The sequence below is a fragment of the Plantactinospora sp. ZYX-F-223 genome (assembly GCF_039649625.1).
Classification (GTDB): domain Bacteria; phylum Actinomycetota; class Actinomycetes; order Mycobacteriales; family Micromonosporaceae; genus Plantactinospora.
Genome location: NZ_JBDJAV010000026.1, coordinates 36,960 through 62,137, shown reverse-complemented (window position 1 = coordinate 62,137; position 25,178 = coordinate 36,960). Strand labels below are relative to the sequence as shown.

The 25,178-nt window shown below is 72.6% G+C and carries 20 protein-coding genes and 2 pseudogenes; 8 read left to right on the top strand and 14 right to left on the bottom strand.

What is annotated here, in order from left to right; genetic code table 11:
* Positions 1 to 50 precede the first annotated feature (50 nt).
* A complete protein-coding gene (locus tag AAH979_RS25215) occupies positions 51 to 404 on the bottom strand; it encodes a histidine triad nucleotide-binding protein (protein WP_346260599.1) in 354 nt (117 codons plus the stop codon).
* A gap of 106 nt (positions 405 to 510) precedes the next feature.
* On the opposite strand from AAH979_RS25215, the gene AAH979_RS25210 reads away from it, so the two are divergent.
* Both AAH979_RS25210 and AAH979_RS25205 read left to right on the top strand, forming a co-directional pair.
* Entirely contained in the window at positions 511 to 1,272 is a 762-nt protein-coding gene (locus AAH979_RS25210) for an SDR family oxidoreductase (protein ID WP_346260598.1), read from the top strand.
* 128 nt (positions 1,273 to 1,400) lie between these two features.
* Positions 1,401 to 3,878, top strand: a complete 2,478-nt coding sequence (locus AAH979_RS25205; RefSeq protein WP_346260597.1) for a glycoside hydrolase family 3 C-terminal domain-containing protein — start codon at positions 1,401 to 1,403, stop codon at positions 3,876 to 3,878.
* A gap of 64 nt (positions 3,879 to 3,942) precedes the next feature.
* Here AAH979_RS25205 and AAH979_RS25200 read toward each other — a convergent pair whose 3' ends face one another.
* The 3 genes from AAH979_RS25200 to hrcA form a co-directional block, all read right to left on the bottom strand.
* A complete protein-coding gene (locus AAH979_RS25200) occupies positions 3,943 to 4,686 on the bottom strand; it encodes a 16S rRNA (uracil(1498)-N(3))-methyltransferase (RefSeq protein WP_346260596.1) in 744 nt (247 codons plus the stop codon).
* A 59-nt stretch (positions 4,687 to 4,745) separates the two neighbouring features.
* The gene (gene dnaJ, locus AAH979_RS25195) at positions 4,746 to 5,882 is read right to left on the bottom strand and encodes a molecular chaperone DnaJ (RefSeq protein ID WP_318398586.1); all 1,137 of its coding nucleotides are present in this window, start codon (positions 5,880 to 5,882) and stop codon (positions 4,746 to 4,748) included.
* A 66-nt stretch (positions 5,883 to 5,948) separates the two neighbouring features.
* Positions 5,949 to 6,971, bottom strand: a complete 1,023-nt coding sequence (gene hrcA / locus AAH979_RS25190; RefSeq protein WP_346260595.1) for a heat-inducible transcriptional repressor HrcA — start codon at positions 6,969 to 6,971, stop codon at positions 5,949 to 5,951.
* Between the two features lie 280 nt (positions 6,972 to 7,251).
* On the opposite strand from hrcA, the gene AAH979_RS25185 reads away from it, so the two are divergent.
* Positions 7,252 to 7,977, top strand: coding sequence for a DUF4870 domain-containing protein (locus AAH979_RS25185; RefSeq protein WP_346260594.1), 726 nt, complete (start codon positions 7,252 to 7,254; stop codon positions 7,975 to 7,977).
* Between the two features lie 64 nt (positions 7,978 to 8,041).
* Here the strand turns inward: AAH979_RS25185 and hemW are convergent, their stop codons facing one another.
* Complete coding sequence (hemW, locus tag AAH979_RS25180; RefSeq protein WP_346260593.1) at positions 8,042 to 9,265, bottom strand: radical SAM family heme chaperone HemW; 1,224 nt, start codon at positions 9,263 to 9,265, stop codon at positions 8,042 to 8,044.
* Positions 9,266 to 9,282: 17 nt separating this feature from the next.
* On the opposite strand from hemW, the gene AAH979_RS25175 reads away from it, so the two are divergent.
* The 3 genes from AAH979_RS25175 (at position 9,283) to AAH979_RS25165 (ending at position 12,198) form a co-directional block, all read left to right on the top strand.
* Positions 9,283 to 10,068 (top strand): enoyl-CoA hydratase family protein, encoded by a 786-nt coding sequence (locus AAH979_RS25175; protein ID WP_346260592.1) that lies wholly within the window; start codon positions 9,283 to 9,285, stop codon positions 10,066 to 10,068.
* An 87-nt stretch (positions 10,069 to 10,155) separates the two neighbouring features.
* Positions 10,156 to 11,016: a hypothetical protein gene (locus AAH979_RS25170; RefSeq protein ID WP_346260591.1), complete on the top strand. Its 861-nt coding sequence runs from the start codon at positions 10,156 to 10,158 to the stop codon at positions 11,014 to 11,016.
* A gap of 279 nt (positions 11,017 to 11,295) precedes the next feature.
* A complete protein-coding gene (locus AAH979_RS25165) occupies positions 11,296 to 12,198 on the top strand; it encodes a phytanoyl-CoA dioxygenase family protein (protein WP_346260590.1) in 903 nt (300 codons plus the stop codon).
* 371 nt (positions 12,199 to 12,569) lie between these two features.
* On the opposite strand, the gene AAH979_RS25160 is transcribed toward AAH979_RS25165, so the two are convergent.
* The 4 genes from AAH979_RS25160 to lepA form a co-directional block, all read right to left on the bottom strand.
* Positions 12,570 to 13,373 carry a hypothetical protein gene (locus AAH979_RS25160; protein ID WP_346260589.1) on the bottom strand — a complete coding sequence of 268 codons (804 nt, stop codon included), beginning with the start codon at positions 13,371 to 13,373 and terminating at the stop codon, positions 12,570 to 12,572.
* A 289-nt stretch (positions 13,374 to 13,662) separates the two neighbouring features.
* Complete coding sequence (locus tag AAH979_RS25155) at positions 13,663 to 13,950, bottom strand: GlsB/YeaQ/YmgE family stress response membrane protein (RefSeq protein WP_346260588.1); 288 nt, start codon at positions 13,948 to 13,950, stop codon at positions 13,663 to 13,665.
* A 77-nt stretch (positions 13,951 to 14,027) separates the two neighbouring features.
* Positions 14,028 to 14,615 carry an NUDIX domain-containing protein gene (locus tag AAH979_RS25150; RefSeq protein ID WP_346260587.1) on the bottom strand — a complete coding sequence of 196 codons (588 nt, stop codon included), beginning with the start codon at positions 14,613 to 14,615 and terminating at the stop codon, positions 14,028 to 14,030.
* A complete protein-coding gene (gene lepA, locus AAH979_RS25145; protein WP_346260586.1) occupies positions 14,612 to 16,492 on the bottom strand; it encodes a translation elongation factor 4 in 1,881 nt (626 codons plus the stop codon). Before lepA ends, AAH979_RS25150 begins: the two co-directional genes overlap by 4 nt.
* Before the next feature lie 228 nt (positions 16,493 to 16,720).
* On the opposite strand from lepA, the gene AAH979_RS25140 reads away from it, so the two are divergent.
* Together AAH979_RS25140 and rpsT are read left to right on the top strand one after the other, a co-directional pair.
* Positions 16,721 to 17,704, top strand: coding sequence for a phosphotransferase (locus tag AAH979_RS25140; protein WP_346260585.1), 984 nt, complete (start codon positions 16,721 to 16,723; stop codon positions 17,702 to 17,704).
* Positions 17,705 to 17,921: 217 nt separating this feature from the next.
* Complete coding sequence (gene rpsT, locus AAH979_RS25135; protein ID WP_107269985.1) at positions 17,922 to 18,188, top strand: 30S ribosomal protein S20; 267 nt, start codon at positions 17,922 to 17,924, stop codon at positions 18,186 to 18,188.
* A 588-nt stretch (positions 18,189 to 18,776) separates the two neighbouring features.
* Here rpsT and AAH979_RS25130 read toward each other — a convergent pair.
* From AAH979_RS25130 to AAH979_RS25110, 5 genes and pseudogenes are all read right to left on the bottom strand, one after another.
* Positions 18,777 to 19,094: pseudogene (locus AAH979_RS25130) on the bottom strand (hypothetical protein); the annotation flags it as partial.
* Positions 19,091 to 20,065, bottom strand: coding sequence for a DNA polymerase III subunit delta (gene holA / locus AAH979_RS25125; RefSeq protein ID WP_318398568.1), 975 nt, complete (start codon positions 20,063 to 20,065; stop codon positions 19,091 to 19,093). The gene holA and the pseudogene AAH979_RS25130, both read right to left, overlap by 4 nt.
* 243 nt (positions 20,066 to 20,308) lie before the next feature.
* Positions 20,309 to 22,864, bottom strand: a pseudogene (locus tag AAH979_RS25120) (ComEC/Rec2 family competence protein); the annotation flags it as partial.
* Positions 22,861 to 23,673, bottom strand: coding sequence for a ComEA family DNA-binding protein (locus tag AAH979_RS25115; RefSeq protein ID WP_346260584.1), 813 nt, complete (start codon positions 23,671 to 23,673; stop codon positions 22,861 to 22,863). The gene AAH979_RS25115 and the pseudogene AAH979_RS25120, both read right to left, overlap by 4 nt.
* A 167-nt stretch (positions 23,674 to 23,840) precedes the next feature.
* Positions 23,841 to 25,091, bottom strand: coding sequence for an alginate lyase family protein (locus AAH979_RS25110; RefSeq protein ID WP_346260583.1), 1,251 nt, complete (start codon positions 25,089 to 25,091; stop codon positions 23,841 to 23,843).
* Positions 25,092 to 25,178: the final 87 nt, after the last annotated feature.

Genomic DNA, 25,178 nt, shown 5'->3' with positions numbered 1-25,178 from the left:
GTGGCGCGGTGTGCGGCCCGAGCCGCCGGACGGGCCGAGGGGAGGCGCGCTCAGCGGGCCAGCATCGGCCCCAGCGGCTCGCCGCCGAGCACGTGGGCGTGGGCGTGGAAGACCTCCTGCCCACCGTACGGGCCGGTGTTGAAGATCAGCCGGAAGCCGTCGGCGGCAAGTCCCTCGGTCTCGGCCACCACCGCCGCGGTGCCGAGTACGTCGCCGGCCAGCCCGGGATCGGCCTCGGTCAGGGTCACCACGTCGGCATAGTGCTCCTTCGGGATCACCAGCACGTGCACCGGTGCCTTCGGGTCGATGTCCCGGAACGCGAGCGTGGTGTCGGTCTCCCGGACGACGGTGGCCGGGATCTCGCCCGCGACGATCCGGCAGAACAGACAGTCGGTCTTCATCATCGCCAATCGTAGGGGCTGCCGCTCCCCGGCGCGGTCCGGCCCGACCGTACCCCGTGATGGCCGGCCCGGCCGTCCGGCTCCGGGAGCCGCCCGGCATCATGATCGGATGGCTGGACGAGCGGTGCTGGTGACGGGGGCGTCCCGGGGAATCGGGCGAGCGGTGGCGACGGCGTTCGCCGCCGGTGGCGATCGGGTGGCCGTGCACCACCGCGACTCGACCCCGCTGGCCGAACAACTCGTCGCCGCCCTGCCCGGCGAGGGGCACGTGGTGGTCCAGGGCGATCTCGCCGACCCGGACGAGGTACGCGCGATGGTCGACGACGCGGCCGAACGACTCGGCGGACTCGACGTACTGGTGAACAACGCCGGGGTGTTCGGCAGCGCGGACGCGGGGCACCCGATCTTCGACTCCTCCTACGAGCAGTGGCAGCAACAGTGGCGCCGGACCCTCGACGTCAACCTGCTCGGCGCGGCCAACACCATCTGGTGCGCCGCCCGGCACCTGCGGGACCGGGGCGGCCGGATCGTCAACGTCTCGTCCCGGGGCGCGTTCCGGGGCGAGCCGACCCAGCCGGCGTACGGCGCCAGCAAGGCCGGACTGAACGCGCTCGGCCAGTCCCTCGCGGTGGCCCTGGCCCCGTACGGCATCGCGGTCGCCACCGTCGCGCCCGGTTTCGTCGAGACCGACATGACCAACGAACACCTCAAGGCGCCGCGCGGCGACGCGATCCGGGCGCAGAGCCCGTTCAACCGGGTCGCCCGGCCGGAGGAGATCGCCGCGGCCGTGCACTGGCTGGCCTCGCCCGAGGCGGAGTGGGCCTCCGGCACCATCGTGGACCTCAACGGCGCCTCCTACCTGCGCACCTGAGCCGCCGCCCGGCCGCCGCCCGGCGCCGGGCGGTGCCGTCCGGGGGTCGGGGCGGTCCTCGTCGGACAGCGGAAGGTGGCTCCGACTGGCAGGATGATCGATATCCGGCCGGTGGAAGGGGCGCGACGATGACGGTGGATCGGCGGGACGCGGCGACGGTCGACGGAGATGACGCGGCGACGGTCGACGGGGACGACGCGGTGCTGGAACGGGCGCTCGCCGCGCTGGACCTGGAGACCAAGGTCCGGCTCCTCTCCGGCCAGGACTTCTGGACCCTGCCGGCCGTACCCGCGATCGGGCTCGACTCGCTGGTGATGTCGGACGGCCCGATCGGGGTACGCGGCGTCCGCTGGACCCCGGACGACCCGTCCACCGCGCTGCCCAGCCCGACCGCGCTCGCCGCCACCTGGGATCCCGAGCTGGCCCGGCAGGCCGGCCGGATGCTCGCCGCCGAGTGCCGGCGCAAGGGAATCCACCTGCTCCTCGCCCCCACCGTCAACCTGCACCGCAGCCCGCTCGGCGGCCGGCACTTCGAGTGCTACTCGGAGGATCCGCTGCTCAGCGCCGAGATCGGCGTCGGCTATGTCACCGGCGTGCAGGACCTCGGCGTGGGCGCCACGGTCAAGCACCTGGTCGCCAACGACTCGGAGACGGAACGGATGACCGTGGACGTCCGGGTCTCCGAGCGCGCGCTCCGGGAGGTCTACCTCGTCCCGTTCGAGCGGATCGTCGCCGCCGGCGTCTGGGCGGTGATGGCGGCGTACAACGGGGTCAACGGGCACACCATGACCGAGCACGCCGGGCTGCTCCGGGACCTGCTCAGGCGGGAGTGGGGCTTCGACGGGATCGTGGTCTCCGACTGGACGGCGGCGACGAGCACCGAGGCGTCCGCGAACGCCGGGCTCGACGTGGTGATGCCGGCCGTCGGCGATCCGTGGGGCGCCGCGCTGGTCGCCGCCGTGCGCGCCGGCACCGTCGCCGAGGCCGAGGTGGACGAGAAGGTACGCCGGGTGCTCCGGCTCGCCGGCCGGGTCGGGCTGCTCGACGGGGTACCCCCGGCGGTGGACCCGGCCGACCGGCCGCGCCCGCCGGACGGCACCGCCCTGGCGCACGCGGTGGCGGTCCGCTCCTTCGTGCTGGCCCGCAACGACGGCGACCTGCTGCCGCTCGACCCGGGCCGGCTGCGCCGGGTCGCGGTGCTCGGCGCCCTCGCCGACGACGCGCGGATCCAGGGCGGCGGCAGTGCCCGGGTCGCGCCGCCGCACGCGATCTCCCCGCTCGCCGGGCTGGCCGCCGCGCTCCCCGACACCGACCTCGGGTACGCGGTCGGCGCCGACCCCCGGCTCCGGCTACCGGCGGCCGGCGGCGTGGCCTGGACCCCGATCACCGCGACGCTGCGCGACGCCGACGGCCGGGAGCGCTACCGGGCGGAGCTGGACCGGGCGACGGTGCGCTGGATGGGTGACCTGCCGGACGGGCTGCCGCCGGACGAGCTGGCCACCGTCGACCTCACCGCCGTACACACGCCGCGGACCAGCGGCACCGCCCGGCTCTCGATCGAGGGCTTCGGGGTCTTCACCCTCACCGTGGACGGCAGGGAACTCTTCGACGGTCCGGTCTACCACCCGGCCGAGGAGCCCGGCACGGTCTTCCGGGCCGACGTCGAGCGCCGGTTCGAGATCTCCGTCCGGGCCGGCGAACCGGTCGAGGTACGGCTCACCCGGCGGATGGTCGACGGCGACCACCCGGGCTTCGTGTCGTTCACCCTCGGGCATGCCGAGCCCACGGTCGGCTCGGACGACGACCTGCTCGACGAGGCGGTCCGGACGGCCACCGGCGCCGACGTGGCGGTGGTGGTGGTCGGCACCACCGAGGAGGTGGAGTCGGAGGGGTTCGACCGGAGCACGCTGGCGCTGCCCGGCCGGCAGGACGAGTTGGTCTCCCGGGTCGCGGCGGCCAATCCCCGGACGGTGGTGGTGGTCAACGCCGGCTCGCCGGTGCTGATGCCCTGGGCCGACGAGGTGGCGGCGATCCTGCTCACCTGGTTTCCCGGCCAGGAGGCCGGGGCGGCGCTCGCCGACGTGTTGCTGGGTCGGGCGGAACCGGGTGGCCGGCTCCCCACCACCTGGCCACGCCGGCCGGAGGACTGCCCGGCGCTTTCCACCACCCCGGTCGACGGGGTGCTCGACTACACCGACGGGGTCTTCGTCGGCTACCGGGGCTGGCGGGCCGCACCGCTCTTCCCGTTCGGGCACGGGCTCGGCTACACCGACTGGGCGTACGAGTCGCTGACCGTCGGGGCCGGGCCGGATGGGCCGGTCGCGGTGGTCACGGTCCGGAACACCGGCGTCCGCCCGGGCCGCGAGGTGGTGCAGGTGTACGTCGCCCCGGAGGCCATCGATCCGGACCGGCCGGCCCGCTGGCTGGCCGGCTTCGCCGCCGCCGGGGCGGCTCCCGGCGAGGCGGTGACGGTACGGGTGCCGCTGCCGGAGCGGACCTTCCAGGTCTGGGAGCCGGACGGCTGGCGGACCCGGTCCGGCCGGTACCGGGTCGAGGCGGGCCGCAGCGTCGCCGACCGGCGCCTGACCGCCGCCCTCGACCGCTGACCCGGCCCTCTCCCGGACCCCGCCGGGGAAGGCCGGCCACGCACTGCCCGAGCACGCCCCGGGGTCACCAGCGGCCGAGCCGGCTGGAGAGCACGGCCAGTGCCGCGACCCCGGCGGTCGAGGTCCGCAGCACCTCGGGCCCGAGCCGGACCGGTACGGCGCCGGCCGAGGCCAGCGTCTCCAGCTCGGCCGGCGACACGCCGCCCTCCGGGCCGACCACCAGCACGATGTCACCGGTCGCGGGCAGCTCGGCGGTGCCCAGCCGGGCCTCCGCCTCCTCGTGCAGCACAAAACCGGCCGCCGCCTCGGCGATCCGCCGGGCCACCGCCCGGGTCGACTCGTCCGGCGCCTGCGCCGATCCGGCGACCACCGGCAGCCAGGGCCGGCGGGCCTGCTTGGTCGCCTCGCGGGCGGTCGCCACCCAGCGGTCCCGGGCCCGGGCGCCCCGGTCGCCGCGCCACTGCGCCACCGAGCGCTCGGCCGCCCAGGGCACGATCTCGTCCACCCCGACCTCGGTCATCGCCTGCACGGCCAGCTCGGCCCGGTCGCCCTTGGCGATGCCCTGCACCACCACCAGGCGTGGGTCGGGCGGGTCGGCGTACCGCCGGGAGGTGACCGAGGCGGTCAGGGTGCCCCGGCCGACGGCGGTGACCACGGCGGTCAGGGTGCCGCCGCGCCCGTCGGCGAGCAGCAGCTCCGCACCGGTACGCAGCCGCTGCACGGTCGCGGCGTGGTGCCCCTCCGGACCGTCCAGCGTGACGGAGTCGCCGGGCGGCAGCGATTCGACCAGGAACAGCGGCGCGCTCACGGCGAGCAGGGTAACCGGTCGTCCGGCCGGGGAAGCTGGCCGGCCGGACGACGCGCCCCTCAGGCGTGGCCGTTGAAGGCGTCCCGCATCCGGGAGAAGAAGCCGCCCTGCTTGGTCAGCTCGGCGACCTCCTCGCCCCGGGTCTTGGCGAACTCGCGCAGCATCCGCTCCTGCTCGGCGTCGAGCTTGGTCGGGGTACGCACGTCGAGGTGCACGTAGAGGTCGCCCCGGCCGGTACCGCGCAGGTGCGGCACCCCCCGGGCCCGCAGCCGCAGCGTCGAGCCCGGCTGGGTGCCCGGCTTGACGTCGACCGGCTCCTCGCTGTCCAGCGTCTTGATGGTCAGCCGGGTGCCGAGCGCGGCGGCGGTCATCGGCACGGTGACCCGGCAGTGCAGGTCGTCGCCCTTGCGGGAGTAGACGTCGTGCGGCCGCTCGTGGATCTCGACGTAGAGGTCGCCGGCCGTACCGCCGCCGGGGCCGACCTCGCCCTGCTGGGCCAGCCGGATCCGCATGCCGTCCTCGACGCCGGCCGGGATCTTGACGGTCAACGAGCGGCGGGTACGCACCCGGCCGTCACCGGCGCAGGTGGGGCAGGCGTGCGGGATGACCGTGCCGTACCCCTGGCAGACGGTGCACGGCCGGGACGAGACGACCTGGCCGAGGAAGGTCCGCTGCACCGACTGCACCTCGCCCCGCCCGCCGCACGCCTCGCAGGTGGCGAGATGGGTGCCGGGCGCCGTGCCGGCCCCGGAGCAGGTGGTGCAGAGCACGGCGGTGTCCACCGCGATCGGCGCCTCCACCCCGAACGCCGTCTCGTGCAGGTCGAGTTCGAGCCGCAGGATCGCGTCGGCCCCGGGCCGGGTACGCGGACGCGGCCCGCGCGCGCCACCCGCCGCCCCGAAGAACGCGTCCATGATGTCCTGGAAGCCGACGAACGGCCCACCGGCACCGCCCGGGCCGGCCCCGGGGCCGCCACCAGGGGCCAGCGGGTCGCCACCGAGGTCGACGATCTGCCGCTTCTGGTCGTCCGAGAGGACCTCGTACGCGGCGTTGATGTCCTTGAACTTCTCGTGTGCCTCCGGATCCGGATTCACGTCCGGGTGGTACTGCCGCGCCAACTTGCGGTAGGCGCGCTTGATGTCGTCGTCGGAGGCGTCCCGGCTGACGCCGAGAATCCCGTAGTAGTCCTTGGCCACTGCGTTCCGTGTCCTCATGTCTGTCTCGCGTTACCGTCCGCCGGTCGTCAGGGTGAGCTTTGGTGGTCAGTTCTGCGCCAGCACGTCGCCGACGTAGCGTGCCACGGCCCGCACCGTGGCGATGGTGCCCGGGTAGTCCATCCGGGTGGGACCCAACACGCCGAGTCCGCCGACGATGGTCGTACCCGGACCGTATCCGGTGCTGACCACCGAGGTGGCCCGCAGATTGTCGATCTCGTTCTCGTCGCCGATGCGTACCTGGAGGGTGTTCGGCTCCACCTCGCCGATCAGCTTGAGCAGGATGACCTCCTCCTCGAGCGCCTCGAGGATGGGCCGCAGCGACCCCTGGAAGTCGAGCAGCCCGCCCCGGGTCAGGTTGGCGGTGCCGGCCATCACGATCCGCTCCTCGTGCCGCTCGACCAGGGTCTCCAGCAGCACCGTGGCGAGCGTGGTCATCGCCGGGCGGAGCCCCGGAGGCACCTCGTCGACCAGCGCCTGGACCAGCGGCGGGGTCTCGGCCAGCTTCTCGCCGCCGAGCCGCTCGTTGACCAGCCGGCGCAGGTCGGTCACGTCGTCGGCGCTGATCGGGGTCGGCAGCTCGACCAGCCGCTGCTCCACCCGACCGGTGTCGGCGATCATGACCAGCATCAGCCGGGTGGTGGAGATCGGCACCAGCTCCAGGTGCCGGACGGAGGACCGGGCCAGGCTCGGGTACTGCACCACGGCCACCTGCCGGGTGAGCTGGGCGAGCAGCCGGACCGTACGGTGCACCACGTCGTCGAGGTCCACCGCGCCGACCAGGAAACGCTCGATCGCCCGGCGCTCGGCCGGGGTGAGCGGCTTGACCCGGGAGAGCCGGTCCACGAAGAGCCGGTAGCCACGGTCCGTGGGGACCCGGCCGGCGCTGGTGTGCGGCTGCCGGATGTAGCCCTCCTCCTCCAGCACGGCCATGTCGTTGCGGACGGTGGCCGGGGAGACCCCGAGCTGGTGCCGCTCGACCAGGGCCTTGCTGCCGACCGGTTCCTGGGTGGCGACGTAGTCCTCCACGATCGCGCGCAGCACGTCGAGCTTGCGGTCGTCGAGACCCATCCTCACCTCCCTGCGACGTCCCGGCCCCGGCTGGGCGAAACGACCGGGGCGGCCACGACGGTCGGGCCAGGTCCGCCCTGGCACTCGACTGTAGCGAGTGCCAGTCTACGACCAAGGCGTACCCGGCGCGATGATCGATTGGAAGGGCTATCCGAACCCGGACAACAGGCTTGCCAGCACACCCTACCCCGGTCGGCCTAGCAGGTACGGTCGGCCATTGTCCAGATTCAATCCGCCGGGCGGCTGGCGCCGGTTGAGCGGGAGTCCTACCGTGACCTCCATGACTGAACCGCCTCGCCCTCCCGGAGAATACGGCGGTCCGCCCCCGGACCCGACCGCCCCGATGAATCCGGGCCAATACCCGACGCCAGGCGAGGGGTACCCCCCGCCCGCCGCACCCCAGTATGGTGCGCCCGGCACGCCCCCGCCGACCTCCGGCGGCGGCACGTACCCGACCTCGGGCGGCGGGACCTACCCGACGTCAGGTGGCGGGACCTATCCGACCTCCGGTGGCGGTTATCCCCCGCCCGGTGGGTACCCGCCACCCGGCGGTTACCCACCCCCCGGCGGCGGTTACCCACCCCCCGGCGGCCAGCCACCGGGCGGCTACCCCGGTACCGGCTACCCGCCACCGGGCGGCTACCCGGGCAACCCGTACGGCGCCCCGGCACCGTCCGGCTACGCCAACAGCGACGAGAAGACCTGGGCCCTGATCGCCCACTTCGGCGGCATCGTGGTCGGCTTCATCGCCTCGCTCGTCGCGCTGCTCGCCAAGGGCAACGAGTCGCCGACCGTACGCGCGCACGCGGTCGAGGCGCTCAACTTCCAGATCACCTGGGGCATCATCTCGATCGTCTCGCTCATCGTCGGGACCTGCACCCTCGTGCTGTTCTTCCTGCCGTTCATCGCCTGGGTGGTGGTGCTGATCTTCTCGATCATCGCCGGCATGAAGGCCAACGAGGGCGTGCTGTACCGCTATCCGATGACCATCCGCATGGTCAAGTAGCCCCGACAGCGCTGTGCTGGCCCGTGCCGGAAACGGCGCGGGCCATCGCACTGTCGGGGCCGGGTCAGGGCAGCAGGTCCCGGACCACCGCGTCGGCCAGCAGCCGCCCGCGCAGGGTGAGCACGGCCTGCCCCGCCTCGTACGCCGCCCCGTCCAGCAGGCCGGTCTCGCGGGCCCGGGCCGCGCCGACCCGCCCCGCGTCGTCCAGCGCCGCCAGCGGCAGCCCGGTGGCGAGCCGGAGCCGGAGCAGCACCTCCTCCACCTGCCGCTCCCGCGCCGACAGCACCTCCCGGGCCTGCCCGGGGGACTGCCCCGCACCGAGTCGGGCCGCGTAGCTCGACGGGTGCTTGACGTTCCACCAGCGGACCCCGCCGACGTGGCTGTGCGCGCCGGGACCGAGGCCCCACCAGTCGCCGCCGGTCCAGTAGAGCAGGTTGTGCCGGCAGGCAGCAGCCGGCGTGCGGGCCCAGTTGGAGACCTCGTACCAGGAGAAGCCCGCCTCGGACAGCGCCGCCTCCGCGGCCAGGTAGCGATCCGCCGCCACGTCGTCGTCCGGGTACGCCAACTCGCCGCGCCGCATCCGGGCGGCCAGCCGGGTGCCGTCCTCGACGATCAGGGCGTACGCGCTGACGTGGTCGACCCCGGCGGCCAGCACCGCCGACAGCGACGCCGCGAAGTCCTCCGCGCGCTCCCCCGGCGTTCCGTAGATCAGGTCCAGGTTGACGTGGGCGAAGCCGACCTCCCGGGCCTCCTGCGCGGCCTCGGTGGCCCGGCCGGCGGTGTGCCGGCGGTCGAGGACCGCCAGCACGGGCGGGGCGGCCGACTGCATGCCCAGGGAGATCCGGGTGTAGCCGGCGGCCCGCAGTTCCTTGAGCGACTCCCGGGTCACCGACTCCGGATTCGCCTCGGTGGTGACCTCGGCATCGGCGGCCAGCCCCCAGGTCCGGTCGATGCCGTCCAGGATCCGGGCCAGGTCGTCCGGGGGCAGCAGGGTGGGCGTACCGCCGCCGACGAAGACCGTGTCGACCCGGGCCGGCGGCCGGTCGGCCAGTACCCGGGCGGCCAGCCGCAGTTCGGCGAGCACCTGGTCGGCATAGCCGTCCCGGCCCGCCGTCCCGCCGAGTTCGGTCGCGGTGTAGGTGTTGAAGTCGCAGTAGCCGCAGCGGCTGGCGCAGAACGGCACGTGCACGTAGACGCCGAAGCCGCGGTCGCCGACCGTGGCCAGGGCGGCGTCGGGCAGCGCCCCGTCGACGGGTACGGGCTCGCCCGCTGGGAGCAGTCCAGGCATATGACTAGTGTGCGGGCATGACCTCAGCCCCTGATCCGCTCGTCCGGGTCTCTACCACGCACGGAGTGACAACTCTCACCCTGGACAGCCCGCACAACCGCAACGCGCTCTCCAGCACCCTGCTCCGGCAACTGCTCGACGCGCTGGGCGCGGCGGCGGCGGACGACGACGTCCGGGTGGTGGTGCTCTCGCACACCGGGCCGGTCTTCAGCTCCGGCGCCGACCTCAAGGAGACGGCGGCGGCGTACCGCGAGGGCACGGTGCCGGTGGCGATGCTCGGTGACGTGCTCGCGGCGATCTGGGAGTGCCCGAAGCCGGTGGTGGCCCGGATCGGCGGGCCGGCCCGGGCCGGTGGCCTCGGCCTGGTCGCGGCGGCCGACATCGCGATCTGCGCCCAGGAGGCGACCTTCGCGTTCACCGAGGTACGGCTCGGGGTGATCCCGGCGGTGATCTCGGCGACCGTGCTGCCCCGGCTACAACCACGGGCCGCCGCCGAGCTGTATCTGACCGGGGACGTCTTCGACGGTCGTCGGGCGGCCGAGATCGGCCTGGTCACCACGGTGACCTCGGCCGAGGCGCTGGACGAGACCGTCGCCTCGTACTGCCTGGCGCTGGTCCGTGGTGCACCCGGGGCGCTGGCCGGGGCGAAGGAACTGCTCCGGCGCGGCACGGCGGAGAGCTTCCGGGCCGATCTGGCGGAGCTGCGCGACCTGTCGGTGCGGTACTTCCACTCCGAGGAGGGGCGCGAGGGCGTCGCGGCGTTCGGCGAGAAACGGCCCGCCCGGTGGGTACCCGGCGGCTGACTCCGGCTCCGCCGGCCCTGACTTGGCCGTGACCGGGTCTGGATTTTGGGCAGTCGAAGTAGGCTGTGTCCGACTATCGGGCAGGGGGTGGCGGTGCAGACTCGGGCCATGGTGGCGGCGGGGGTGGCGCTCGCGGCGGTTGCCGGTTTCGGTGTCTACCTGGGCGCCCGCGAGTTCGGGCACACCCTGCCGATACCCAGCGCCGCCCCGGGCTGCGTGGTCGAGGCGGACGGCCGGGTCACGCTGAACGCCGAGCAGATGGCGAACGCCGCGACCATCGCCGCGGTGGGCGTCCGGCGGGACATGCCGGAGCGGGCCGTGGTGGTGGCGCTGGCCACGGCGTTCCAGGAGTCCCGGCTGCGCAACCTGGCCGGCGGTGACCGGGACTCGGTAGGGCTGTTCCAGCAGCGGCCGAGTCAGGGCTGGGGCAAGCCGGAGCAGATCCGGGATCCGCGCTACGCCGCGACCAAGTTCTACAACGCGCTGAAGAAGGTCCGCGGCTGGGAGCAGATGGAGGTCACGGTCGCGGCGCAGCGGGTGCAGCGGTCGGCCTACCCCCGCGCCTACCAGCAGTGGGCGGACGAGTCCGAGGTGCTGACCCGGGCGCTGCTGGGCAATGCCACCGGCGCGGTGGCCTGCACGGTGGGCCGGGAGCCGGCAATGCGCGGGACCGCGGCGGCGGCGGCGCTGACCGCCGGGCTGAAGCTGGACTGGGGCCGGCTGGAGACGTCGGTTCCGGCCGAGTTGACCGGGCTGGCCGTACCGACGACGGATCAGCAGGTGGGCTGGCGCTACGCGCACTGGCTGGTGTCGCACGCCGACGACCACGGGGTGAAGACGGTGCGCTTCGGCGACCTCCAGTGGACGGCGGACGACGGCACCTGGGCGCCGGTCAAGGGCGCGCCGCCGACCCCGCACCAGGTGGTCGCCGAGGTCTTCACCGACTGAGCCTGCTCAGGCCGCGAAGCGGCACCGATCGCCCGGCGATTTTGTTGCACGACCGGGTCACCGCTAACTGGCAGTGATTGCACAAACGGCCAGATCGGCTCGTATACCCCTATTTTCCAACGGACTTGTTGCGCCCTGTCAGGGTCCGGCTGCCCTGCGTACCTCCGGATGGCCTGCGCCGGACGTACGGCGGAGCGCCGAGATGCGGATCTTGCGGAGGGAGCTACGATCGGCAGCCTGTGTGCTCAGAAGAGTTTCACCCTATGGGGAGGGGACGCGGTGTTCGACTACGGCGGCCGCACTGGCTACGAGCCGATCAGTGACACGGATCGCAAGGAGTTCCACGAGCAGGGCTTCCTGTTGCTCCGCAACGTCCTGACCGAGGACCACCGCGCGGCCCTGGAGGCCGCGGTCGACCGGGTCTACGCCGAGGAGAAGGCGGCCGGCAACACCACCAAGGACGGCACGCTGCACCTGCTGGGCTTCCTGGAGCGGGACGAGCTCTTCGGCGAGCTGCTCACCCACCCGATCGCGTTCCCCTACATGTGGGGTCTCGCGGGGTGGAACATCTACACCCACCACAACCACCTGGACGTGACGCCGCCGGCCCTGGAGCCGGAGAAGCCGTACTGGGGCTGGCACCAGGACGGCTACCGGCAGAACTCGGACCCGGAGACGATGGATCCGAACCTGCCCCGGCCGATGTTCTCGCTCAAGGTCGCGTACGTGCTCTCCGACCTGTCGGAGAAGGGCCGCGGGGCGACCAAGGTCATCCCGGGTAGCCACCTGTGGAACTCGCTGCCGCGCCCGGCCGACCTGACGGTGCACAACCCGGACCCCGAGGGCACCGTCGAGATCACCGCCAACCCCGGCGACGCCTTCATCTTCGACCGGCGCCAGTGGCACTCCCGGTCCACCAATCTCTCCACCATCACCCGGAAGATGCTCTTCGTCGGCTACACCTACCGGTGGATCCGGCCGCTGGACGAGCTGCACCCGGACAAGGACGGCGAGTGGTACCAGAACCGGACCCCGGTGCAGCGCCAACTGCTCGGTGAGGGTACGCACACCGCCAACTACTGGGGCATCAACTGGAACGGGTACGTCGACGACGAGATCCCGCTGCGCAAGGAGCTGAAGGAGCGCGGTCTGCTCGACCGCAGCATCCCCTGGCTGCGCTGACCGTCTCCGACGTGACTGTGGCGGCGCCGCCGGTCCAGCCCGGGCCGGTGGGGCCGCCACTTCGTTTTCGGGCTGTCGAGACAAAGCCCTCGGGCGGCCTGCCGGTGATTTTTTGTCCCGTCCACGGGACCCTTTGCCTAATGACACCGGCGCATAACCGTGGGTAATTCATCGACGGTATTGGCAGTTTTACCGACGCCATCCGGAGTGGCCTGGCACACACCACGCCGGGCGGGGCCGTTGTGCCGATCCGGGCGGGCACCGACGGCAACACGGTCGGCGGGCATTCGACTACGGAAGCGCCGGCCAACGCGACGGAATCGTCAAACCATTCATGTTCGGCCGATGGCCGGACCCGCCGTTCGGTGGGGCTAGCCCAGCCGACCGGACATCCGGTAGACGTCAACGAGAAGTGCCCAGAACTCGTTATTCAACGGCTGGCCCTCGTCGTTGGTCAGCCGGTGCGCCGGGCACTTCATGGTCGGGCTGGCCAGCTCCACGCCGTGCGGCGGGACGCTGCCGAACCGGATCCTCCGCTGGCCCTCCGGGCCGACGGCGCGGAACTTGTCGGGCCCGATCCGGAAGGCACCCCGGACGATGTCCGCGACGGTGAACTTCGGGTGCTGGATCTCCGTCGGGTCGCCCGTCAACTGCCTCATCCGGGCCATCTCCTGCTGGTCGTGCAGGACCGAGAGGCTGGCCAGCATGGATGTGCTGGCCCGCAGGGTGTCCGCCAGTTCCTCCCCGGACAGGCCCAGGGTCTCCCGCGCGTACGTCAGCGCGGACTCCAGGCAGATCAACGCCTCCAGCAGGGCGAGGCTGATGTTGCGCTTGAACTTGTGCCGCAGCGAGGCCGCCAACTCCTCGGCACCGGCACCGGGGCGCGGCACCAGCTGGTCCTCCCAGACGACCGCCTCCCGATGCGCGGCCACGACCGCGACGGCACGCTCCAGCACCGGCGTCGGGTGCGCGAACATGCCGTCGACCAGGTCCCGGAAAAGCTGGTCGAGCCTTTGCAGATTGTCGACGAGGTCCCGCCCCGGTGCGGTACGGCGCAATTCTGTCAGCGCATCGGAATCCCGCAACGCCTGGAACCACTCTTCGACCAGGGGGGTGTACGCCTCAAGGTACAGCGCGACCTTGGGATGCCGATCCGAAAGCTGTAGAGGTGACACCCTAACGCTTCCCGGGAGAGAGTCCGTGGACACTTACAGAGCGTAACATGGGGAGATCATTTGAGCAAATGCGAATGAACGATCACAACTATAGGCGGTGCCGGCCAGTCGATCACGACAGTCGATCGTACGGCCGTGGTGAATTTAGCGGTCCGTGGCAGTCGGCGCCAGACCGTCCGGTCGACGTACCGGTCGGCGGCGGAGTCGGCGGGCCGACAGGCCGGGCCGAGATGCCAGCGGGGCGCCGGCCGACTCGACCGGCGCCCCTTGCTACCGGAGAGCGGGGGGCTCAGTAGCGGCTGATTCGCCGACGGCGGCCGACTCCGGCCACCAGGGCCACCGCGACGGCGGCCAGTGCGACCTGGATCAGCAGCTCCATCCAGTCGATGCCGGCCGTCACGGTCGCGATGCCGGCGGCCCGGGCGATGACCGTGCCGAGCAGCGCGGCACCGACACCGATCAGCATGGTCAGCCAGATCGGCATGTCCTGCCGGCCGGGTACGACCAGACGACCGAGGGCGCCGATGACAAGACCGACGATGAGCGCGGTGATGATACCCCAGACGGTGAGTTCCACGGCCGTCCTCCTTCGGATGCGTCACACGTTGTTGTGGTGACTGCTAGGTTCCCGAAGGCTGAAAAGCTCAAACCGACCTAGGCGCCCAGACGTCGCGCCGCGTCCCGAACCGCCGCATCCATCGTGTCGAAGGCCAGCGGCGGCGGATCCACCAGGGAAAACCAGCTCAGCTCGGCAGACTCGGCCGGATCGAGCACGATCCTCGGGGCGTCCAGGGTGGCCAGGAAAAAGTGGTCGAGGACCGGCAGAATCTCGTCCTGGAACTCGTAGCTGCCGACGTACATGCCGAGATGGTCACCAAGGGTGATCGACACCCCGAGCTCCTCCCGGGCCTCCCGTACCGCCGCCTCCACCGGGTGCTCCCAGCCGTCGCAGAACCCGCCCGGCGTCTCCCACCGGCCGATCATCGGTTCCGCTGCCCGGCGCAGGGCCAGGAAGCGCAGATCCGCGACGTCCGGCCCTGCCCCGGGACCGGCCGGCCCTGCCCCGGGACCGGCCGGCCCGAGCGACGGAGCGCGGTCCAGGATGACGAGGCCGACGGTCGGGCGGGCGTTGACGAAGAGCTGGTAGCCGCACCGGGCACAGGTGGTCGGTGCGGGGCCGGGCAGTGCCGCCGCACACCGGGGACAGAAGGACGCGCCGGGGCCGTACCCCCGGGGAATCACTTCTTGCCGCCGCCCTTGCCGTCGCCGGAGTCGCCGGTGGAGAGGGCGGCGATGAAGGCCTCCTGCGGCACCTCGACCCGGCCCACCATCTTCATCCGCTTCTTCCCCTCCTTCTGCTTCTCCAGCAGCTTGCGCTTCCGGCTGATGTCACCGCCGTAGCACTTGGCCAGCACGTCCTTGCGGATCGCCCGGATGGTCTCCCGGGCAATCACCCGGTTGCCGATCGCCGCCTGGATCGGCACCTCGAACTGCTGCCGGGGGATCAGCTTCTGCAACTTCGCCGCGATGTTGACGCCGTAGTTGTACGCCTTGTCCTTGTGCACGATCGCGCTGAACGCGTCCACCGGCTCGCCGTTGAGCAGGATGTCGACCTTGACCAGGTCGGAGTGCTGCTCGCCGGAGGGCTCGTAGTCCAGCGAGGCATAGCCCTTGGTACGGCTCTTGAGCTGGTCGAAGAAGTCGAAGATGATCTCGGCGAGCGGCAACGTGTAGCGCAGTTCGACCCGGTCGGCGGAGAGGTAGTCCATCCCCTGCAACGAGCCACGCCGCCCCTGGCAGAGTTCCATCACCGCGCCGACGTAGTCGTTCGGGGTCAGCACGGTGGCCCGGACCACCGGCTCGTACACCTCGGCGATCTTGCCGGTGGGGTACTCGCTCGGGTTGGTGACCGTGACCTCCTTGCCGTCCTCCAGGACGACCCGGTAGACCACGTTGGGCGCCGTCGAGATCAGGTCGAGGTTGAACTCGCGTTCCAGCCGCTCACCGATGATCTCCAGGTGCAGCAGGCCGAGGAAGCCGCAGCGGAAGCCGAAGCCGAGCGCGGCCGAGGTCTCCGGCTCGTAGTTGAGCGCCGCATCGTTGAGCTTCAGCTTGTCGAGCGCGTCCCGCAGCGCCGGATAGTCCGACCCGTCGATCGGGTAGAGACCCGAGTAGACCATCGGCTTCGGGTCCTTGTAGCCACCGAGCGCCTCGCTCGCCGGCCGGGCGTTGATGGTGACGGTGTCACCGACCCGGGACTGCCGGACGTCCTTCACGCCGGTGATCAGATAGCCCACCTCGCCGACCCCGAGCGCGCCGGCCTTCTGCATCTCCGGGGAGATCACGCCGAGTTCCAGCAGCTCGTGCACCGTGCCGAGGGACATCATCTTGATCTTGTCGCGAGCCTCGATCCGGCCGTCGACCACCCGGACGTACGTCACCACGCCCCGGTACACGTCGTAGACGGAGTCGAAGATCATGGCTCGGGCCGGCGCGGTCGCGTCACCGACCGGCGGCTTGAACTGCCGGACGATCTCGTCGAGCAGGTACGGCACCCCCTCGCCGGTCTTGCCGGAGACCCGGATGCAGTCGCTCGGATCCACGCCGATCAGGTGCGCCAGCTCCTCGGCGTACTTGTCCGGCTGGGCGGCCGGCAGATCGATCTTGTTGAGCACCGGGATGATGTGGAGGTCGTTCTCCATCGCCAGATAGAGGTTGGCCAGGGTCTGCGCCTCGATCCCCTGGGCGGCGTCGACCAGCAGGATCGCCCCCTCGCAGGCGGCGAGCGACCGGGACACCTCGTAGGTGAAGTCCACGTGCCCAGGCGTGTCGATCATGTTCAGCACGGCCTCTTCGCCCTGCTGGTCGCCCTCCCGCACGGTCCACGGCATGCGGACCGCCTGGCTCTTGATCGTGATGCCGCGCTCCCGCTCGATGTCCATCCGGTCGAGATACTGTGCGCGCATCTGCCGGGGGTCGACCACGCCGGTGAGCTGCAACATCCGGTCGGCCAGCGTCGACTTGCCGTGGTCGATGTGGGCGATGATGCAGAAGTTCCTGATGCGGCCGGGGTCGGTGGCACCAGGGGAGTTCGCGCCGGAGTCGGGCGTCGGTGGCACGGCGGTCCGTTCTGGTTGGCTGACGACGATGGGCTTTCTATGTTCCCATGCCGCCCGGAGATGCCCGGCCGAGGCCGCCGGATCACCACCGCGAGTTCCGTCACCACGCCCGGCGGCGCCGCGAGAGCACCGAGCTGTCGGCCGGGGCGCGAACGGCTGCGGGCGACGCGGTGCCCCGGGGCGTGACGAAATCCCGGCGACGCGACCGGACCAGGGCAGACTTGTGACATGGCCGCCATCTCGGTACCGCCGCGACCGTACGACGCGACCGCCGTCCGGCCGGGCTGGGCCGATCTCCCCGCCGACCTGCGGGCGGCGATCACCGCCCGGCTGGGCGCCCGGGTCAACTGGGCCAGCACCGCCGGCGGCGGGTTCACCCGGGGGTTCGCCGGGGTGTTGCAGACGGTGGCCGGGGACCGGATCTTCGTCAAGGCGGCCTCCCTGGTCGACCAGCGGCACCTCAGCGACTGGTACGCCCGGGAGGCGGCGATCACCGCCGTACTGCCGGCCGGGCTCGCCGTCGCCCGCCCCCGCTGGACACTGACCGCCGCCGGGTACCACGTGATCTGCCTGGACGCCATCGACGGCCGGATGCCGGGGCTGCCCTGGACGCCGGCCGAGCTGGCGGCGACCCTCGACACGTACGCGACCGTCGCGGCGGCGCTCCGGGAGCCCCCGGTCGAGTTGGTGGCGCTGGGCGTACCCCGGCTCGCCGACCTCGCCCGGGCGGACCTGGCCTGGTGGGCCGAGCTGGCCACTGGCCGCGAGACCTTGCCGGACATCCCCGTCGCCGCCCGGCACCGGCTGACCGAACTCGCCGCGCTGGAGGCCCGGCTTCCCGGGTACGCCGACGTGCCGTCGATGATCCACGGCGACCTGCGGGTGGACAACGTACTGCTGGACCCGACCGGGGCCGCCTGGCTCTGCGACTGGACATGGCTCTGCTACGGGCCGCCCTGGTTCGACCTGGCCAGCCTGCTGGTCACCGGGTACGCCAGCGGGCTGGACGCCGACGCCCTGTTCGCCACCCATCCGGCGGCGCAGGACGCTCCGGCCGACGGGCTGGACGCGGCCCTCGCCGCACTGTCCGGATACTGGCTGGTACGCGCGGCGGCCGGCACCGGCACCGGCTCGCCGCACATCCGGGCGCACCAGCGCTGGAGTGGGGAGACCGCGCTCGGCTGGCTGGCCGAACGCCAGGGATGGCATTGAACGGCGCCAGGACGGCGGTGACCCGCAGCGGGACGGCGGGAACCGCAGCGGGACGGCGGAGCCGCGGTGCCGACGGCCAGTGCGCTGTTTTGGCCCCGGCGGGGCGTACCTGGTAACGTGGCTCTTCGCGCGTGCCGACACGGCCGCACTCTGACGTGCGTCGTCGCCCGCGCATCAACGGCAAACGTAACCCTAGCTACCAGGACGAGGCTGTCGCGTGGCGAACATCAAGTCCCAGATCAAGCGCAACCGGCAGAACGAGAAGCGCCGGCTGCGTAACAAGTCGGTCAAGTCGTCGCTGAAGACCGCCATCCGCAAGTTCCACGAGGCGACCGAGAGCGGCGACAGCGCCAAGGCGACCGAGCTCATGCGGGACGCCTCGCGCAAGCTCGACAAGGCGGTCAGCAAGGGCGTGATCCACCAGAACCAGGCGGCGAACCGCAAGTCGGCGATCGCCAAGCGGCTCCAGTCGCTCTCTGCCTGACGGCGGAACACCACACACCTGACGTGTGGCCCCCGAGCCGGTCGGCTCGGGGGCCACACGCGCTTCTTCCCGGGGCCACACGCGCTTCTTCCCGGGGCCACACGCGCTTCTTCCCGGGGCCACACGTGCTTCTTCCCGGGGCGGTCAGCGGTAGCGGCGTCTGGCCGACTGCCGGCTGGTGTCGATCGGATCCTGCCGGGAGAGCCAGCGCCGGTCCGGTCGCCGGTCCAGGCGTTCGGCCAGACCGCTGTTGCGGGCCCGCGCGGTTGCGGCGGCGGATGGTGGCGGTGCGGCCTGTCGGGTCTGCGGCAATCCGGAGCGCGCTCGACCGGCCTCCCACCCCGGGGCGTCGGCCCCACCGCCGTCGGCCCGGTCCGGCGCGGCCGGGTCGGCAGGGGGTCGACGCCGCCCGCCGAATTCCAGCCGGGCCCGGACAACCGCCGTCATGCTGAACGGGCGGGCGACCAGGAACCGGGCCGGCAGCCGGTTACCGAGGGTCCGGCGGTTCGGGGCGTCGGAGGTGCCGGATCCGGAAGTGGTCAACCGGTGGGTCTGTCCGGACTCGACCAGCGACCGCTTGGGCACGCTGGCCCGGCCGACCGCCGGCTGGATCTGCAGACGGAACCGTTCCCGTTCCTGGGCGGGCACCCGAGCCGCCGATCGGAGCACCGCCGCGGCCACCACGTCGTTGACCTTCACCATGACCGCGACGGTCGCGGGCAGGACGAGCACCCCCCACCAGCTCACCAGCTCGGCGAGCGCGAGCAGCAGGCCGAGGGACACGGTGCCCTCGAAGAAGACGAAGCAGAGCATCCCGCCCGGGTCGACGTGCCGGAGCCGCAGCACGCGGGCGTACAGCGGGCGTAGCCGCTCCTCGTCCGCCGGCACCGCCGTCGCCGCAGTCATCGCGATGCGCTTGCCCTGCGGGCGGCCGCGACCGCGACCACGGCACGTTCCAGGGCATAGCCCCGGTCGTCGGAGCCGCCCTTGACGGCGGCGTTGCACTCGGCGGCGGCGTACATGGCGTCGGCCAGCCCTTCCGGGGTCCAGCCCCGGCCGACCCGCTGTGCCTTCTCGATCTTCCACGGTGGCATGCCCAGGCTGCTCGCCAACTGGTACGCGCTGCCCCGGCCCGCCGAGCTGACCCGGGCCACCGTGCGCACCCCGTCGGCGATCGCGTCGGCGATCGGCACCGGGTCCACCCCGACGTGCAGCGCCCAGCGCAGCGCCTCCAGGGCGCCCGGCACATCACCGGCCATCGCCGCGTCGGCGACCGTGAACCCGCTGACCTCGGCCCGCCCACGGTAGTACCGGGCCACCGTGTCGACGCCGATCCGCCCGTCGGTGTCGGCCAGCAACTGGGAGCAGGCGGAGGCGAGTTCGCGCAGGTCGTTGCCGACCGCCGCGATCAGCGCCTCGGCCGCGTCGTCGGTGCACCGGCCGCCGCCGCGCCGGATCTCGTCCCGGACGAACGCGACCCGGTCCCGGTGACCCTTCAGCTTCGCCGCCGGGACGACCTCCGCACCCGCCGCCCGCAAGCCGTCGGCGAATGCCTTGCCCTTGGCCCCGCCGAGGTGCGCGACCACCAACTGCACCTCGGGATCGGGATTCTTCGCGTACGCCAACAGCGCCGCGACCAGGTCCTTCTTGGCGTCCTGTCCAGCCCGGACGACAAGTATCCGCCGACCGCCGAACAGGGACGGTCCGAGCAGCTCGGCGATCTCCCCCGGCCCCAACGCGCCCGCCTCATGGTCGTGTACGTCGACGTCCGGGTCGGCGGCTCTGGCCGCGTCGACCACTCCGGCGACCGCTCTGGTGGCGAGTAGTTCTTCGTCACCGAGCACGAGTACGACCGGGGGAAGGCTAGCGGGGGTCACGAGGTCATCGTCGCACGTGGCGTACGTCCATCGGGCCTGGTCACCCGGCTCGGTGCGGCTGACCCCGCACTTAGTGCAAATCCAGACATTTATCTTAACCCTGGCATTCTTCGCCAGTGGTTGGGGTGACCGAATCGGAGCTTACCGCCGGAACCGACGGTCACGGCGCCACCACGCGGGCCGGGCCCGGCCCCATTCCCACGGGTACACCTGGGCGATCACCGGGTGGACGGATCGCCGGGGATCGAGGCCCCGGACCGCCACCGACAGCCCTCCTCCACCCGGCCGCACCACCGCCACATCCCCGTGCTGGTCGGTCCGGAGCACCCGAGCGCCGGAGCGGGACAGCCGGGCCAGCACCCCGGCATTGGGATGCCCGTATCCGTTGTCGACGCCGACCGGCACCAGCACCACCGCCGGGCGTACGGCGTCGAGGAACGCCGGCTCCTGGTACACCGAGCCGTGGTGAGCGAGTTTCAACACGTCCGCCCGGAGCTGGGCGACCGGCACGAGGTCCAGCAGGGCCTGCTGCTCCTCCGTCTCGGCGTCCCCGGTGAGCAGGATGCTGACGCCGCGTACCTCGGCGCGCAGCACCAGCGAATTGTTGTTCGGGTCCGAACGGGTGCCCCGGATCGGGTACGGCGGCCCGAGCATGGTCAGCGCCACCGGGCCGGCCGCGTAGGTCCAGCCGGCACCGACCGTGCCGACCGGTACGCCGTGCGCGCTGCCGGCGCGCTCCACGGTGGCCCGCCCTTCGGCCGGCTCCAGCCACTGTGGCACCACCACCGCGTCGACCCGCCGTCCCCGGAACACTCCGGCCACCCCGCCCACGTGGTCGGCGTGGAAATGGCTCACCACCAGCAGGGACACCGCCCGTACGCCGAGCCGGCGCAGGCAGCGGTCCACCGCCCCGGGGTCCGGACCGGCGTCCACCACCACCGCCCGGCCGGCACCGACCGGCAGCACGAGGCTGTCGCCCTGGCCCACCGCGCAGGCGGTGACCACCCAGCCGGTCGGTGGCCACCCGGTGGCGACCACCCGCACCGGCAGCGCACCGACCAGCACGGCAGCCGCGACCACCGCGACGAGCCGGCGCACCAGTGGCCGGCGGGTGGCGACCAGCAGGGCCACGGTCAGGGCCCCGAGCAGCAGTCCACCGGCCACCCCGTCCGGCCACGGCAACGTCCCGGCCGGCAGGCGTGCGCCGTACCGCGCCATCAGGACGAGCCACCACGCCGGCCAACTGCCGAGCCACGCCACGGCCTGTGCACCGGCTGGCCAGAGCGGGGACAGCACCGCCGCCGTCACCCCGAGCACCGTGGCGGGCGCCACCGCCGGCACCGCGAGCAGGTTGGCCGGTACGGCCACCAGACTGATCGTGCCGGAGAGTCCGGCCACCACCGGCGCGCAGGCCAGTTGTGCCGCCGCCGGAATGGCCAGCGCCTCCGCCGCACCGGCCGGTACGCCCCGGCGCCGCAGCGCGTCCCGCCACCGCGGAGCGAGCAGCAGCAGACCGCCGGTGGCCAGTACGGAGAGCGCGAACCCCGCGTCACCGGCCAGCTCCGGGTCGACGACCACCAGTACGGTGACCGCGCTGGCCAGCGCCGGCAGGGCGGCTCGCGGTCGTCCGACGGCCAGCGCCAGCAGACCGATCGCCCCCATCGTGCCGGCCCGGACGACGCTCGGCGACGGCCGGGCCAGGATGACGAAACCGACCAGTGCGACCCCACAGAGGGCGGCGGCGAGCCAGGGCCCGGCCCGGGCCCAACGGGCCAGCAGCAGCACCAGCCCGACCACGATCGCCACGTTGGACCCGGAGACCGCCGTCAGATGGGTCATGCCGGTGGTCAGGAAGTCCTCCTCGACCGCGGGTTCCAGCCGGCTGGTGTCGCCGACTACCAGCCCCGGCAGCAACCCGCCCGGTTCGGTGGGCAGCGGCGCGCAGGCCCGTTGCAGCCCGGCCCGCAACGAGCCGGCCGCCCGCTGTGCCAGGGACGGGGTCCCGACGGGCACGGGTGGGGTGCCGACCGTCAGCACGGCGGCGGTGAGGTCGCCGCCGCGTGGCGCCGCCAGCCGCCCGGTGGTGGTCACCCGCTGGCCGGGCAGCAACCCGCGCCAGCCCGGATCGGTGGCCAGCACCAGGATCCGGGCCGGCACCCTGACCCTGCTCCCCTCCCCCTCGGCCACCCAGACCAGCCGGGTTGACAGCAGATATGTCGCCGGCCGGCCGGCGACGCCGCCGATCGACCGTGGATCGTCCCGGACCACCAGCTCGACACTGACCCTGGCCCGCGCCTCGGCCAACTGGCTGACCGGCGGGGCGTCCCGCACCCCGAGTCGGGCGGCCGTGGCCACGCTGCCGCAGACCACGCCGAGTAGTACGGTGACCACCACCCAGCCGTGCCGGTCCAGTGACCCCTTTTCCACCTCCCCCTGCACTCCGGCGAACCGCAAGGTCGGACGCGGTGCGTGAGCGCCGCGCGGTTCAGGTCGAAAAAGGTTCAGTACGGCGAGCGCCCAGCGGGCCGGTCGACACGACGGAGCTGGCCGATGTGACGGCGCCAGTCGAGCCGACAGGGCCAGCGCGGCGACGCCGGCCAGCGCCGCGACCAGCAGGGTCGGGCCCGTCCCGAGCAGGAGCCCGGCCAGCGCCGACAGCCAGGCCCCCACCGCCAGCCCGGCCAGCCGAAGATCAGGCAGCCGCCGATGGCCATCGGCGCCGCCTCCCGCACCGGGTACGGCGGCGGTCGGATCGGGCGGGCTGGCCGGAACGGGCGGCCGGTGGTGGCGGGCCGTCACACCGTCACCAGATCCTTGAGGTCCTCGTAGCGGGCGTCGCCGATGCCGGTGACCTGGCGCAGGTCGGCAACCGAACGGAATCCGCCGTGTTCCTCCCGGTGCGCCACGATGCGCTGCGCGAGCACCGGCCCGACCCCGGGCAGGGCGTCGAGTTGCGCCACGGTGGCGGTGTTGAGGTTGACCTTCCCGCCGCCCGGCTGGGTCCCGGCGGCTCCGGCAGGCGCCCCGGGCGCGACGGCGCCGGCCGGGCCGGCTCCGGGTGGCGGGGTCACCCCGACCAGGATCAGTTCGCCGTCGGTCACCTTGCGGGCGAGGTTGAGCAGCGCCACGTCGACACCGGGCAGCGCGCCACCGGCGGATTCGAGGGCGTCGGCGACCCGCGCACCGGCGGGCAAGCGCACCAGACCGGGGCGGCGCACCTTGCCGGCCACCGCGACCACCACTTCGGCGCCGCCGACCGCGGACCCGGTCACCGACGGTGTCGGCACGAACGCGGGCGCCGAGGACGACACGGCCACGACCGGCTCGCTCCGGGGCCGGGACAGCCAGGCCCAACCGGCCGCGCCGAGCACCACGATCACCGCCAGCACGGCGAGGGCCTTGACGCCACGTCGTCCCGGGTCGAAGGCGCCCGGACCGGCCAGCCGAGCCGGCTCCACCGACGTGTCCGCCGACGGAGCCGGTCCGGAGCCGGCGAGAACGGAGCCGGCGGGAACGGAGCCGGCGGGCGGCCCCTCCGCTGCGGTGGCACGGCCGCCGAGCAGCCGGGCGAGCCGTTGCCGCACCAGTGTTTCGTCGTCGTCGGACACCCGGCGAAGGTAGGTGACCGACACAGCCTCGCGCCGGCCGTACACCGCCGGCTGTGGACAACCGACGCCACTGTGGACAACGCCCTGATCAAGCGACGATGTGCTAAGGGCTGTCGGTGAACCCAGGGTCGCCGGCCGACCCGCTCGCCGGCCGGCGACCCGGCGGGTCAGTTGGGGTTGCCGGCGTGGGTCAGGGTCTCCCAGGCGACGAAGAGGTAGTTCGTCCCGGCCGGACGCTGCCGCTCGGTGAGCTGCTGGGTACGGGTCATCGCGATGCCCCGGCGGTTGTTCAGGGCGTTGAAGGCCACCTCGGTGACCGGGCCGAGCCCCCGGGTCAGGCTGCCGCCGCAGAGCGTCGACGGGACGGCGTCACCCAGTTCGTACTTGGCGTGGAAACCGAGCGCGTGCCGCAACCGGTCCTGGATCTCCGGGTAGATGTCCTGGCCCTGGTGCCGGAGCGTCTCGGCGACATGCGAGATGGCCGAGATCCCGTACCCGGTGTGGGTGAAGTCGCGGCAGGTCTCCTGGGAGAGGCCGTCGGAGAAGACATGCTGGTCGTGCCAGTACGAGACGATCTCGGCCCGGGTGTCGATGCCGCTGCCGACCGGGCCGCGCGGGTACGCCCCGTCGCTGGTCAGGTAGAGGAAGGCCGGCAACCGGTCGCGGAACTTGCCCACCGCCCGGTCGTAGACGGCCCGGTCCTCCAGGAAGACCGCGATCCCGAGCGACGCCTCCATCATGCTCAGTTCCCAGTTGCCGTTGCTGGTCGCGTTGCCGTTGATGATCTCGGGCAGGTAGACGTCGCGCAGCATGGTGCCGAACCGGCTGACGCCGGCTGCGGACCAGCCGCCGTAGGTGTACCGGATGATCTCGGCGGCCCGGGGCCAGCTCGACCCGGCCCAGGCGGTCTGCAACGGTGCGTTGCTGTTGGTGTGGTCCCGGATCGTCGCCGACCAGGCGTCCATGATCTGGATGGCCTTCTCGGCGTACCGGCTGTCCTGGGTGATGTACCAGGCCAGCGCCAGGCTGTACGCGGCCAGCGCGTCCTGCCGCTCGTCGGTGCAGCCGTTGTTGGGGTTGGAGTACGAGCCGCACTCGACGACCGCCCGGGGCTTCGGGGTACGGGTCAGCGAGGCGAAGCCGCTGGCCATCATCTGGTCGTAGGCGCCCTTCCAGGGCTGCGCTCCGGCGGTCACCCGGGCACGGACGAAGTCGAGCTGCGGCCGGCTGACCAGTACGCCGGGGTGGGTGAAGGTGGGCGGCGCCGCGATCCGCACCTCGGTGCCGGGCTGACCGGCCGACCCGGTTGCCGGTGCGGCGGCGCCGGACCCGGGGTAGGGGACGATCGCGACGGTCGACAGCAGTAGCCCGGCGGCGATCATCCGGAGTGTTCTGGGGCGGGGACGGGAACTGGACACGGTGCTCCTCCTGCTCGCGGGGCCGGCGGGTTGACGGCAGCCACAACTCTTAGGAAGGTTTACTGTCCAATAGGATCATCCAGATCG

Excerpts from the sequence above, each read along its gene's own strand:
- AAH979_RS25215 (WP_346260599.1), bottom strand. The coding sequence starts at position 404 with ATGATGAAGACCGACTGTCTGTTCTGCCGGATCGTCGCGGGCGAGATC.
- AAH979_RS25210 (WP_346260598.1), top strand. The coding sequence starts at position 511 with ATGGCTGGACGAGCGGTGCTGGTGACGGGGGCGTCCCGGGGAATCGGG.
- AAH979_RS25205 (WP_346260597.1), top strand. The coding sequence starts at position 1,401 with ATGACGGTGGATCGGCGGGACGCGGCGACGGTCGACGGAGATGACGCG.
- hrcA (WP_346260595.1), bottom strand. The coding sequence starts at position 6,971 with ATGGGTCTCGACGACCGCAAGCTCGACGTGCTGCGCGCGATCGTGGAG.
- AAH979_RS25185 (WP_346260594.1), top strand. The coding sequence starts at position 7,252 with ATGACTGAACCGCCTCGCCCTCCCGGAGAATACGGCGGTCCGCCCCCG.
- hemW (WP_346260593.1), bottom strand. The coding sequence starts at position 9,265 with ATGCCTGGACTGCTCCCAGCGGGCGAGCCCGTACCCGTCGACGGGGCG.
- AAH979_RS25175 (WP_346260592.1), top strand. The coding sequence starts at position 9,283 with ATGACCTCAGCCCCTGATCCGCTCGTCCGGGTCTCTACCACGCACGGA.
- AAH979_RS25140 (WP_346260585.1), top strand. The coding sequence starts at position 16,721 with ATGGCCGCCATCTCGGTACCGCCGCGACCGTACGACGCGACCGCCGTC.